At 45.4% G+C, this 12,751-nt stretch carries 11 protein-coding genes; 1 reads left to right on the top strand and 10 read right to left on the bottom strand.

What is annotated here, in order from left to right; all coding sequences use genetic code 11:
* Positions 1-431 precede the first annotated feature (431 nt).
* The 5 genes from MHI14_RS06690 to MHI14_RS06670 all read right to left on the bottom strand — a co-directional run bounded on the left by MHI14_RS06690 (position 432) and on the right by MHI14_RS06670 (position 4,652).
* On the bottom strand, positions 432-878 hold the full coding sequence (locus MHI14_RS06690) for a hypothetical protein (RefSeq protein WP_091027632.1): 447 nt from the start codon (positions 876-878) through the stop codon (positions 432-434).
* 104 nt (positions 879-982) lie between these two features.
* Positions 983-1,489, bottom strand: a complete 507-nt coding sequence (locus MHI14_RS06685) for a type 1 glutamine amidotransferase domain-containing protein (RefSeq protein ID WP_249911878.1) — start codon at positions 1,487-1,489, stop codon at positions 983-985.
* Between the two features lie 267 nt (positions 1,490-1,756).
* On the bottom strand, positions 1,757-1,924 hold the full coding sequence (locus MHI14_RS06680) for a hypothetical protein (protein WP_165980258.1): 168 nt from the start codon (positions 1,922-1,924) through the stop codon (positions 1,757-1,759).
* 76 nt (positions 1,925-2,000) lie between these two features.
* Positions 2,001-2,462 carry a D-aminoacyl-tRNA deacylase gene (dtd, locus tag MHI14_RS06675; protein WP_341130039.1) on the bottom strand — a complete coding sequence of 154 codons (462 nt, stop codon included), beginning with the start codon at positions 2,460-2,462 and terminating at the stop codon, positions 2,001-2,003.
* Between the two features lie 12 nt (positions 2,463-2,474).
* Positions 2,475-4,652, bottom strand: a complete 2,178-nt coding sequence (locus tag MHI14_RS06670; RefSeq protein WP_091027624.1) for a RelA/SpoT family protein — start codon at positions 4,650-4,652, stop codon at positions 2,475-2,477.
* Between the two features lie 373 nt (positions 4,653-5,025).
* On the opposite strand from MHI14_RS06670, the gene uraA reads away from it, so the two are divergent.
* The gene (gene uraA / locus MHI14_RS06665; RefSeq protein WP_341130038.1) at positions 5,026-6,342 is read left to right on the top strand and encodes a uracil permease; all 1,317 of its coding nucleotides are present in this window, start codon (positions 5,026-5,028) and stop codon (positions 6,340-6,342) included.
* Between the two features lie 155 nt (positions 6,343-6,497).
* Here the strand turns inward: uraA and MHI14_RS06660 are convergent, their stop codons facing one another.
* The 5 genes from MHI14_RS06660 to secD form a co-directional block, all read right to left on the bottom strand.
* Positions 6,498-7,013: an adenine phosphoribosyltransferase gene (locus MHI14_RS06660; RefSeq protein WP_091020472.1), complete on the bottom strand. Its 516-nt coding sequence runs from the start codon at positions 7,011-7,013 to the stop codon at positions 6,498-6,500.
* Between the two features lie 37 nt (positions 7,014-7,050).
* Positions 7,051-9,459, bottom strand: coding sequence for a single-stranded-DNA-specific exonuclease RecJ (gene recJ / locus MHI14_RS06655; protein WP_341130037.1), 2,409 nt, complete (start codon positions 9,457-9,459; stop codon positions 7,051-7,053).
* Positions 9,460-9,499: 40 nt separating this feature from the next.
* Positions 9,500-10,459 carry a cation diffusion facilitator family transporter gene (locus MHI14_RS06650; RefSeq protein WP_091027617.1) on the bottom strand — a complete coding sequence of 320 codons (960 nt, stop codon included), beginning with the start codon at positions 10,457-10,459 and terminating at the stop codon, positions 9,500-9,502.
* A gap of 73 nt (positions 10,460-10,532) precedes the next feature.
* Complete coding sequence (gene secF / locus MHI14_RS06645; protein ID WP_091027615.1) at positions 10,533-11,441, bottom strand: protein translocase subunit SecF; 909 nt, start codon at positions 11,439-11,441, stop codon at positions 10,533-10,535.
* A complete protein-coding gene (secD, locus tag MHI14_RS06640) occupies positions 11,431-12,681 on the bottom strand; it encodes a protein translocase subunit SecD (RefSeq protein ID WP_133385900.1) in 1,251 nt (416 codons plus the stop codon). The genes secF and secD overlap by 11 nt, the downstream gene beginning before the upstream one ends.
* Positions 12,682-12,751 lie beyond the last annotated feature (70 nt).

Genomic DNA, 12,751 nt, shown 5'->3' with positions numbered 1-12,751 from the left:
ACTCTGGCGATGAATTCCTCATACTCTTTGTCATAGGATTGGATTCGCCTGAACCCAATCGCTGGAGCTAGATTTACCGTCCAATGTAGCCCAACTATGAAAACAATTCGCTGTAGAATATATAAACCCATCTCTCTATTCTAGCAAAAATTGAATAAAGGGGTAAGCTCTGCCCAAAACATACACATTCTCAGTTCAAAAAAAATAGCCTGCACACGGTGTGCAGGCTCAAAGGATATATAAAAAAAGGGGGTCATGTGTGTTATTATAAGCCCACTATGTTAAAGGCTTATGTAACTAATATTACAGTAATATTACAAAAATGATAGCGCTTTATAATTGTGTTTTTTAATATATTTATAATTGAAAAACCCTTGCACATTACCCGACTCTGTAGTCAAGCAGTGCAAGGGCCAAGAAGTATCTACACGTTAGTTCAACTCTTCCACATAGGCATGGTTGGAACGAAGCTTATGAACAATCTCGTCATAATCCTCATCCCTTACTTTGGCAGACAGAACATAATGCAGATCATCATAATCGGCCGAAGACACATCCGCAGCATTCAGCATGTCTCCATCCTCATTCACTCTGTCACGAGTATCCCGTTCTGCATCACGATCCACATTGGCTACCACGGGGATCACATTTTCACTGGCTGGAACGCCTGGGGCTGCACCTACACCCATTGCTCCGTTAGTGCCTACGCCACCCGCCGTATTATATGGCACCAGTGGTACCATAACACGCGTGTCTCTACCTACCGCACTATCGAGTTGACCTACTTCCAAATGCTCTGTACGGAACGTCTGAAGTGAAGTTCTTGCTCCCTCTGCCTCGTCTTCGGTTCGAAAATACGCCTGAATATGTTTTGTCATGTCAAACCCTCCTTTTTCGGAATGAAATGCAACGTGAAGTTTCGTAACCCCACGATGTAACGTAGTTAAGATACATCAATATATGTCAGTTGTACTAGCTGAAGTTATATAACTTTTAGCAGTTCACGTACAAACGCTGGCTCATCTTCAGGCGTACGGGATGTAATATAGTTTCCATCCACAACCGCCTCATGATCCTTGAACTCTGCTCCTGCGTTTACCATGTCATCCTTAAGTGGTGGATAGGATGTAATGGTGCGGCCTTTCAACAGACCGGCACTAGCCAAAATTTGCGGACCATGGCAGATCGCTGCGATTGTTTTCTTCGCACTGTTGATCTCGGTGACAAACTTCAAGATGTGCGCATCACTTCGCAAATTCTCAGGGGATGATCCACCTGGAATCACGACTGCATCATAATCTGAAGCGGATGCCTCAGCGATTGCCTTATCTGTAGTGTAGGAGGCCTTTCCTCCTTTACCTTTAAGGGTCTCACCGGCTTTTAACCCGATAATCTCCACTTCATGTCCAGCTTTTTTTACTTCGTCATACGGAACCTGCATCTCCGAATCTTCAAAGTCATTCGCCAATAAAAAAGCAACTTTACTCATAACGTATGTTCTCCTTTCCGTGTTCGAACTTTCTTTATAAAATCGGGTCTTGCAGTACATTGGCACTTCGTTGTGCCTCGCTTTGTTATTACCCTCACCAGAGCAATTTATAACAATTTGATGTAATTTCATTTTGTAACGAAGTCGTCAAACAAATACTTAAAAAGTTCTACTCACGAAAAAAAGTCCTGATTCGGGAAGGAATCAGGACTTTTTCAGAATCTGTATAATCCAGAATATCGGATATTTATATACCTGTGTAAACATTCAAGATCGCGGAAGATGACTCTGCTTCCCTTTGTCCGAATCCTGAAGTGCCCAGATCGTTGCAACATAATCAGCAGCCGAACGGGCAAGGTGCAAAGATTCATACAGGTTGCCAGGGAGTAACAAAGGTTCTGAACGGGTACGTGTTTCTTTCGCAGATTGGCGCATAATTGGATGGATACTCCTTTGATCATGAAATAGTCATCAACGAATTATCCCTTATTATGGCCTGAACCCAATGAAATTATGCACGTGGTTCCTGACGAACCGGACTTTCAAGCATCAAAGTCACGGGTCCCCAGTTGGTAAATGTTACATCCATCATCGCTCCGAAACGTCCGGTTTCAACCTGAATACCTTTATTCCGTAGTAGTTGATTAAACGTTTCATATAACCGTTCCGCCGCTTCAGGTCGGGCCGCAGCCGCAAAGCTCGGACGCTTTCCTTTGCGATAATCTCCGTACAGGGTGAACTGGGAAACAGACAATACAGCACCGCCTACATCAAGCAGGCTGAGATTCATCTTCTCCTGATCATCCTCAAATATCCGCAACCCACTAACTTTGTCAGCCAGATACTGGGCATCCTTCTCGGTGTCCTCATGGGTAATGCCTACGAGCAGCATTAATCCGGATTCGATCTTACCTGTCAGCTCGTCTCCCACGGTCACCTGAGCCTCTTTACAGCGTTGTACAAGCACCCTCATCTTACAGGCTCCTTACTGCATAATCCGATGCACCGAGTAAACATCTTTCACCCGTTTGATCCGTTCTACAACGGATTGCAGATGATCCGTATTACGAATCAGTATTGTGACGTGCACCAATGCTAATTTATTTTTGTCTGTCCGTCCTGTAACGGCAGATATATTGGTTTTACTTTCGGATACAGCCTGAAGTACCTCGTTGAGCAAGCCATTCCGATCATGACCTGTAATCTCAATATCCACACTGTAACTCGCTTCGATATTCTCTTCCCACTCGACCTCAATCACACGTGCTGCTTCTTCTCCGTCTGCACTTGTCGGGATATTTGGACAGTCACTACGGTGAACGGAAACGCCGCGTCCGCGTGTAACATATCCGATAATGTCATCCCCAGGTACAGGATTACAGCATCGTGCGAAACGAACAAGCAGATTATCGATGCCTTTGACACGAATACCGTTGGTTGGTCGATTTCTCCGCTCAGGTGCAGGTTTCAGCTCGCGCATCTCGGAATTTAATTCCAACAAACTGGACTCTTCCTGCTCTTTACGCAGTTTTTCGGTTGCTTTGGTTACAATCTGTGCAGCAGTAATCCCACCGAATCCAACAGCCGCAAGCATGTCATCAATATCGTTAAACGCATATTTTTTGGCAGCTTCCATCAACTTGTCATCCGTCATCCACGCAGAAGGATCAAGCCCCATGCGTTTCAGTTCACGCTCACAGCTCTCTCGACCTTTTTCAACGTTTTCTTCACGGCGTTCCTTCTTGAACCATTGCTTGATCTTCGCACGTGCATGAGAAGATTTCGCAATCTTCAACCAGTCCTGGCTCGGTCCGTAAGAATGTTTGGACGTCAAAATTTCGATGATATCACCTGTCTTCAGATGATAATCGAGCGGAACAATTCGACCGTTCACTTTGGCACCAATGGTCCGATTACCAACCTCCGTATGGATTCGATAAGCAAAATCCAAAGGAACAGAGCCGATCGGCAATTCGATGACTTCTCCTTTTGGCGTAAATACAAATACCAGATCAGAGAAGAAATCCATTTTGAGTGACTCTACGAATTCTGATGCATCCTGTGCTTCGTTTTGAAGTTCAAGAATTTCACGGAAGAACGTAATCTTATCTTCAAAATGATTTCCGTTCGCAGCGCCTTCTTTGTAGGCCCAGTGGGCAGCAATACCAAATTCAGCAGTCCGGTGCATATCCCATGTCCGGATCTGTACTTCCGTTGGTTCGCCATTGGGACCAACTACCGTTGTATGGAGCGATTGATACATATTCGCCTTCGGCATCGCAATGTAGTCTTTAAAGCGTCCAGGCATCGGTTTCCATAACGTGTGTATAATTCCCAGGGTAGCATAACAATCCTTGATATTATCCACAATAATACGAATGGCAAGCAGATCATAAATTTCGTTAAACTGCTTATTTTTGGTGGTCATTTTTTTGAACACGCTGTAGATATGTTTCGGGCGGCCCGAAAGGTCTGCCTGAATTCCCATCTCATCGAGTTTGTTCGTAATCCCATCCATAACCGTATCAATATATTGCTCACGTTCCGCACGCTTTTTGTGCATCAGGTTTGCAATTCGATAGTACTGCTGCGGATTCAAATAACGGAGGGCGATGTCCTCCATTTCCCATTTGATCGCAGAGATACCCAAACGGTTCGCAATCGGACAGAAAATTTCCAGCGTCTCATATGAGATCCGGCGCTGGCTTTCTTCCGACTGAAACTTGAGTGTCCGCATATTATGCAGACGGTCAGCCAATTTAATCACGATGACACGGATGTCCTGCGCCATGGCGATGAACATTTTGCGGTAGTTCTCGTTCTGCTGTTCTTCCTTGGAGCGAAACTGAATACGTTCCAGCTTCGTCAAGCCGTCAACAAGCATGGCACACGTATTGCCGAAATGATTGCGGATCTCTTCAAGTGAGACCGTAGTATCCTCTACTACATCATGAAGAAGCGCTGCTATTATGGAGATGGTGTCCATCTGCATGTTCACAACAATGTCGGCAACCGCAAGCGGATGCAGAATATACGGTTCTCCCGATTTTCGCGTCTGTCCATGGTGGGCCTGATCAGCAAATTCGTAAGCTTCTCGTATGCGCACCAGATCGGGTTCTTTGATATATGCCCCGGCCTTCTCGAGTAATTGCTCTATGCCCATTCTGATCTGTTCCGTGTCCTTTCTATACCAAATGGAACCCGTGACAGTGCTGCAACACAGGTTCCCCGTAAAAGTAATTTCCTATAATTATGACGCTTCGCCCGTTTCCCGTCAACTGCTGACGAATAAGAGCGCTTATCCAATTTTTATATTCGTGATCTGAATTACTTCTAACCCATTTCCCTATGACTCACAGGGGATTGAATGTATTTCTTATTTCTTATGTATTATTGCCGTTATTTGCTGAAATAGAAGGAAAATTCATGAAAATATAAATTCCATCGCTCTGCTACGTCAAAAATGTTATTGCTTAATTAAGAGAAACTCTGTAATCTATTGAAAGTTTGTGTTTCGGAAAAGGAGATGAAATTCATTGCAACGCGAAATTCAGGTTAATCAAAAGATGCCACTTGGCTCAGGTTCACTGCTTAGCCTTCAGCATTTGTTCGCCATGTTTGGCAGCACGGTGCTTGTACCTAACCTGTTCGGTGTCGATCCAAGTATGATCCTGTTGATGAACGGAATTGGAACACTGTTGTACATACTGATGTGTAAAGGAAAGATCCCCGCATACCTTGGGTCCAGTTTTGCCTTTATTGCTCCTGTCACTTCGGTATTGAAAACCCATCCAGAGAACGGTTATTCCATGGCACTTGGAGCTTTTATTATAACTGGACTTGTTTTCTGCCTGGTGGCTTTAATTATTAAATATGCCGGGACAGGATGGATTAACGTAGTCTTCCCACCAGCAGTTATGGGTGCCATCGTTGCTCTGATCGGCCTGGAGCTTGTACCTGTTGCAGCGCAAATGGCTGGTTTGATTAATTCTGATCCTGTTGCTAACCCGAACTGGGTGCCGCAGGCCAAACCCATTATTTTATCCATGGCCACACTCGGTATCACTGTCATTGGAGCCGTAACGTTCCGTGGATTCCCCAAAATCATTCATATTCTAATCGGTATTGTAGTGGGTTATATCCTTGGCTATTCTATGGGTCTGGTTGATAAACAGGCTATTGGAAACGCTGATTTTCTCTCACTGCCAACCGTAACCACTCCTACATTTGACTGGTCTGTTGTCTTCACCATTTTACCTGTAGCACTCGTGGTTATTGTAGAACATATTGGACATTTGCTTGTAACGAGCAGCATTGTGGGTAAAGATCTTTCGAAAGACCCTGGCCTTCATCGTTCCCTACTTGGTAATGGGGTCTCCACCATTTTGTCCGGGTTTGTAGGATCTACTCCCAATACAACCTATGGTGAGAACATCGGTGTTATGGCACTGACTCGCGTATACTCCACATATGTCATTGGTGGCGCAGCAGTCATTGCAATTGTACTCTCCTTCTCAGGAACATTCTCTGCGCTTGTAGCTAACATTCCTGTGCCTGTTATGGGTGGGGTATCCCTGCTTCTGTTCGGAGTTATTGCTGCATCCGGTCTGCGTATTCTGGTTGAACAGAAAGTCGATTTTGCCAAACCGACCAATCTGCTGCTTACTACACTTGTATTGGTCATCGGACTGAGTGGTACAGAAGTTACCTTCTACGGCGTTCATCTGAAAGGGATGGCATTGGCAACCATCGTCGGAATCCTGATGAGCTTGTTGTTCAAACTGTTTGAAGTCCTGGGTTGGTTAAATGACGATTCGCAAAAACAGCCTATTACTGAAAAAACGCCCGATTAATTTTCATCGTATACACATCAAAAAGCCTGTTCTCCCTAACCTTTAGGTTGGAAGAACAGGCTTTTTGATAATCATTAATGCTGTATATTATTTCCCGGGAAAAGGGAAAAACAATTCAGGTTTTAATCACAACACTCCAAGTGGAGATTTTAAACTTAGTAGTTCATCAATGTGAATACATCGATTTTCTCTGGCAATTTAGCACGACCATTCAGATCAGACAGCTCGATCAGGAAGGCTGCACCAACAACGTTCCCACCCAATTGTTCAATCAAGTTGATGGAAGTTGCAATCGTTCCACCCGTTGCGAGCAAATCATCTGCGATCAGGACATTTTGACCTTTTTCAATCGCATCTGTGTGCATTGCGAGTGTATCCTTGCCATACTCGAGATCATAACCAACTTCAATCGTCTCTCCAGGCAATTTTCCACTTTTGCGAATCGGAGCAAAACCGACACCAAGAGCATATGCCAGAGGGGCGCCCACAACGAAACCACGTGCTTCAGGTCCAGCAATAACGTCAATTTTGAGATCAGAAACCATCACTTTCAGTTCATTGATCGCATTGCGGTACATTTCTCCATCCTTCAACAATGTTGTAATGTCCTTAAAGCTGATTCCCGGTTGTGGAAAGTCAGGAATGACACGAATATAATCTTTAAAATCCAAAATAATCTCCTCCTAAAATAAATACACAAACTTCCATCTAAGATACGCCCTTCATCCGGGATATCATCCATTGTGTCAGTTGCGGTGTGGCTGCATCCAGCATCACCTGTTCTATCTCGGCCATATTTTCGAGCGCCTGATAGTGACGTGAAGCGGTTAGTTCACGCTTAGGCGGGTTATCCACAAACGCAATTTTGCCGTTATCACGGGTAATGAAGGATAACTCTTCGAATACATCCAACATCATCGTAATCATGCGCGGCGAACAACCACACTGACGACTGAGCACAGGAGTAATCTCTTGTTCCTCCACGGGTTCAGCTTTCCATTTCAACACCTGCATATAAATACGCTTAAAGAGTTCTCTGGAAGGCATCTGAAGGCGATCTCGGCGGTTGCCTGATCCGTGCAGAAGGATGATATTCTCAGCTCCACTGAACAAAGCCAGCATGGCATTAAGTTGTTCCGGGGTTTCCGGCGTATCAAACACAAATAACGTCCGGACTTGTTCCTGTCCATAATGCTGTGCAGCAGCATTACACGGAAATAACCCGACCTTTCTATCATATACCCAAAGGCAAGGTTCATACAATGAATTTCCCTCGGAAACGTCTGTTTCTTTCCGAACAATAGCACCAACAGAACCAGATTTATATCGCAGATGTACCTCAAGTGAGCTCAAGAAATGTTTCATCGCATTTAATGGCTCGGCATTACCGCGCAAATCAAACACTTGGACCTGAGGAACATGAATGTCTTGAAGCATCAGTTGAGGTTTTCTCACCCCATTCCATTCATTGATAGACAGTTCTCCCATCACATCAATAACGGAACCTGGGAGAAGAAACTCTGCTAACGCTCCCTTGCCAAAAGCGACGGTTTCCAGTTGCTGACCATCCTGTTCCAGAACCAGTTTCAGATGGCGTTTCTCTCGTCCCATTGTTCTGGTTTCCTTCACAGTCACACTTCTCAATACAAACCGTGGCGAAGGATTGCTCATCCCAAAAGGCTGCAATCTGTCGATCTCCTGGATTACTTTCAGTGGAACATCACTGATTCTGCATTCATCATCCGCAAGACGTTGAGGTACAAAGTCCTCTTCAGTCAATACAGATGCAGCAAACTTATTCAAACCAGCCTCAAGTTCTTCCAACTGATCCCGATGCAAGGTCATACCTGCTGCAGCAGGATGTCCCCCGTAATGGTCCATAGTGTGTTTATTGACTGTGAGCGCCTCGTAGATATCCAAGCCCTCAATGGAGCGCGCAGAGCCCTTGCAGACACCGCTCTCTGGATCGATCCCAAGGATAAGTGTAGGTCGGTAATAACGCTCCAGCAATTTGGAAGCCACAATACCAACCACTCCAACGTTCCAGCCCTCACCAGCCAATACGATTACATCTGGAACGGATCCTGAACGAAGCTGTATCTTTTGTTCCAACTGTGCTGTTGCTTCTTGTAATATGCCCTCTACGACTTGCTGCCGTTCCCGATTCAATAGATCAAGCTGGCCCGCAAGCGTATGAGCTTCATCCAGATTCTCGGTGGTGAGAAGTGATACGGCTCTCCCAGCATGATCCAAACGTCCACTGGCATTAATACGAGGTGCCATGGCAAAGGCAATATTAATTGAAGTCACCTGACTCTGATCCACACCACTGATTTCCAGCAATGCACTTACACCGGGAAGACGTGAACCACGCATCGATTCTATTCCATAACTGACGATAACCCGGTTCTCCCCTTCCAAAGGCATCAGATCGGCAACGGTACCGATGGCGGCAATCTCCATCCATTCACCGGGCACTTCCCCGATTAATGCCTGAGCGAGCTTCAAGGCTACTCCTGCTCCTGCCAAACCTTTAAAAGGATACGGACAGCCTGGAAGTTTCGGATTAATAAGTGTAAAGGCTTCGGGCAAAATTTCAGGCGGCTCATGGTGATCTGTCACAATGACTTCGATGCCCAGCGTTGCCGCATAGGCAATCTGTTCAACAGCACTGATTCCGGTGTCCACGGTAATTATCAATGAGACGCCCTGTTGATGTGCCCAATCCAACGCATGATTGTGCAATCCATACCCTTCATTCGAGCGATGAGGGATATATATATCGTACGAAGCCCCAAGATGACGCATCAAATGGATCATGAGTGATGTGCTGGATACGCCATCAGCGTCATAATCCCCGTAGATCAAAATATGTTCTTCCCGCTCCAATGCCAGCTTGATACGTGGCACAGCTTCATTCATGCCGAGGAGCAGATAGGGATCATGCATCTGATTCAGATCAGGATGCAAAAAACGTTCGGCCTCCTTCTCATTGTGCACTCCTCGACTCACAAGCAAACGTCCAACAAGGGGTGAAACGGAAAGCGCCTGCGAGAGTCCCGCAGCCGCCTCCAAATCGATATTCGGTGTATTCCACCGGTATTGCGAATAAAGCAATGATAACGCTCCTTTCCTGATCTACTGGACCCGCGCTTCACTACTGAATTAATGTCGCTTCGTGATCGGGCAGTTCATGATTGGATTTATAAGGATAGCCTGGATCATAAGGTATCGCTTGAATCTGTACTTCTTTCACATGACTGAAACGGGTTAACAGTAGAGTCTTGGCCCGATTAGCAATCTCCTGTGCTTCCAGTATTGAGATTCTTGGATTCACACTAATGACCAGCTCAATCGTAACGTCATGTTCCTGTTCACGTGCAACCAAATGCTCAATGGTAATGATGCCATATACTCGCTGTACAGTCTCTTTGAAATCGGACGCTTCTTCCTGTTCCAGTTCCTGAACAAGTGAACCATACACCGTGTCCACAATCATTCGGTAACCCTTGTGAAGCACAAAACAGGAAGCAATCAACGCAGCCGTGGGGTCCAGGTAGAGCAACATGCTCAAGCCCGTCTCTTCACCAGCCATCGAACCGATAATACCGATTAATACGGTGAGCGAGCAATAGAGTGCACGGCGATGTTGCTGTGCATAAGCCAGCGCCTGAGACTGATTTCGTTTACGGAAATATCTGTACTGAAATTGAAAAATCGCTTCTTTCACAGCCAGAGCTGCAACAGCCACCAAAAGTACCGACTTGCCGGGTGCTTCCGGATCACTTCCGGAGAGACTACCCAATGCGGAGATGGCAAGCTGTAATCCACCCATAAGGATTAGCACAGATAACAATACTGAGATTCCGGGTCTAGCAACACTTGAATGTTCTTTAAACCGTCCCCTGCGAGCCTTGCTCTTATCGCGTACAGACTTGGAGGGAAAGAGACCAGCCAGGGCAGAACCAGCTTCAGAAGCAGAATACAAGCCGTCAGCGAGCAATGATTTGCTGTTTGCCATATAACCGACTCCCGCTTTGATCACCGCAAGTCCCATATTACCGGCAATACCGCTCCATGTGGCAGCCTGAGCAGATGGGATATGTTCTCTGGTCATGAATATTCCCCCTTAATTCTGTACATAAAGTTGCAAAACCGCGCCTGGCAGACGCGGCTTCACAATAAGATGTTTAGTTAGATTCTTTAGCTACTGTTTTTGGCTTTTCCACTTGTTTACCTTTGAGCATCAGCCATAGTGGAGCGGCGATATAGATTGAAGAATATGCGCCGAACAGTGTTCCGATAACCATCGCAAGCGAGAACATGCGAATGGATTCTCCACCAAATATGAACAAACAGATTGAAGCTGCAAACACGGTGAATGTTGTATTCAGGGAACGTGTCATCGTTTGAGCCAAACTGCGGTTGACTACCTCACGCAAGTCGGCTTTGGTTGTCTTTTTGGCAAAACGCAGATTCTCACGAATTCGGTCAAAGATAACGATCGTATCGTTGATCGAGAACCCGACAATGGTTAATACTGCAGTAATAAAGGTCAGATCGACTTCCAAACGGAAGATAGAGAACACACTTATTACAACAAATGCGTCATGGAAGAGTGCGATAACCGCAGCCAAACCAAAGCGCCACTCAAATCGGATCGCAACATAGATCATGATCCCGATACTTGCAATGAGTACCGCGTAGATCGCGTTGCGCTCCAATTCTTTGGCCATCTCTGGATCGACGGTATTTACTTCATAGGAAGCCGATGCATCCAATTTGGTAAATTCCTGTTTAAATTTGCTCTCTTGAGTCTCATCCAATTCATTGGAGAAACGAACATTTACACGGTCAGCCCCCGGTGTAATGGTAACATCACCCTCATCAACACCGATGTCCTTAACGATAGGTTTAATCTGCTCCGCTGTGATTGCTTTGGATACCGAGATATCCACATTCGATCCAGCACGGAAATCAACCGCATAATTCAAACCCAAAGCCAGAATGCTGATAATCCCCGTAATCGTCAGAATAATCGAGAAGATATAGGCAATCTTACTACCTTTAACATAATCAAAATTCCAATTAAAGCGCACGAATTTCACTCTCCTTCACTCCGAAGTACTTAGGCTTCTTCAACACGTTACCCCGTACAAGCAGGGTCAACAGGAAGCGGGAGAAGAAAATATTCGTGATAATACTGGTGACAATATCAAAAATCAGCACGAGTGCAAAACCTTTAACCGCACCTGTTCCCAAGAAGAACATAACAGCCGCAGCAATAATGGTTGTGATGTTGGAGTCAATGATTGTTCGGAAGGAATGTTTACCACCCGCTTTAACCGAAGACAAGATCGACTTACCACTGCGCATCTCTTCTTTAATCCGTTCGTACGTGATGATATTGGCATCCACCGCCATCCCTATACCCAGGATAAATGCCGCAATACCTGGAAGGGTAAGCACGAATTCTCCTAAATAGAAGATTGCAAGTACCAGCCACGTATGTGTGATCAAGGCAAAACTCGCGATAATACCAGGAATGCGATAAAGCCCAATCATGAACACTAGAATAATAACGGAACCAATCAATCCCGCTTTAATGGTCTGATCCAGAGAAAGCTTACCAAGTGTTGCACCAACACTTTGTGAATACTTCTCTGTAAGTTTCAGTGGCAATGCACCCAGGTTAATGGTGTCACGAAGCTGGTTTGCTTCGTCACGTGAATAGGCACCTGAGATTTGGGCAGATCCATCTGTCAACTGTTGTTGAACTGTTGGTGCAGAAAGTAGTTGATCATCCAGATAGATAGCAAGAGGTTGTCCGATCAAACGTTTGGTAATCTCGGAAAACTTAGCTTTGTCTTTCACTTGAATGTCAATCATCGGCTGATTCAAACTTGTAAAAACAACTTTGGCTGCATTCTCAACAAATTCATTTCCGCGAAGTTCAATTTTGGTGTATTCGCCTTCCTTGTCGTTCTCAGCTTTACTACGGAAGGTCAAAACAGCCGGTTCTTTCATTTTGGCTCTAACTTCAGCCTCATCCGTAACCCCTGCCAACTTCAATCGAATCCGGTTGCTTCCTTCAGTGGTTACCTCCGGTTCGCTTGTTCCGAGCGCGTTGGCGCGGCTTTCAAGACTTTTGGCCGTTTGCACCAAAGATGCTTTGGTGACTTGTTGACCTGCTTCGAGCGGCTCTGCTTCATATAAGATCTCGTAGCCTCCCTTTAAATCAAGGCCCAAGCGTATATTTTTGAGCAGTTCCGGGCTTGTTCCCACCATTACCCCTGTGGTGACAAGCACGACCAGAATGAAACTGATAATTCTTTTCATGCCGTTCCTAGATCCCCTTTCGTTCTCAATATTCCTATTATAGCGATGCCGTAAAAAGCAGTCAATTTTC

The organism is Paenibacillus sp. FSL K6-2393, from assembly GCF_038002545.1.
GTDB lineage: Bacteria > Bacillota > Bacilli > Paenibacillales > Paenibacillaceae > Paenibacillus.
This window is presented reverse-complemented; position numbering and strand designations above follow the sequence as displayed.

Coding starts and splice junctions, on each gene's coding strand:
- MHI14_RS06690 (WP_091027632.1), bottom strand. CDS start 878: ATGACAAAACATATTCAGGCGTATTTTCGAACCGAAGACGAGGCAGAG.
- MHI14_RS06685 (WP_249911878.1), bottom strand. CDS start 1,489: ATGAGTAAAGTTGCTTTTTTATTGGCGAATGACTTTGAAGATTCGGAG.
- MHI14_RS06680 (WP_165980258.1), bottom strand. CDS start 1,924: ATGCGCCAATCTGCGAAAGAAACACGTACCCGTTCAGAACCTTTGTTA.
- dtd (WP_341130039.1), bottom strand. CDS start 2,462: ATGAGGGTGCTTGTACAACGCTGTAAAGAGGCTCAGGTGACCGTGGGA.
- MHI14_RS06670 (WP_091027624.1), bottom strand. CDS start 4,652: ATGGGCATAGAGCAATTACTCGAGAAGGCCGGGGCATATATCAAAGAA.
- MHI14_RS06650 (WP_091027617.1), bottom strand. CDS start 10,459: ATGACCAGAGAACATATCCCATCTGCTCAGGCTGCCACATGGAGCGGT.
- secD (WP_133385900.1), bottom strand. CDS start 12,681: ATGAAAAGAATTATCAGTTTCATTCTGGTCGTGCTTGTCACCACAGGG.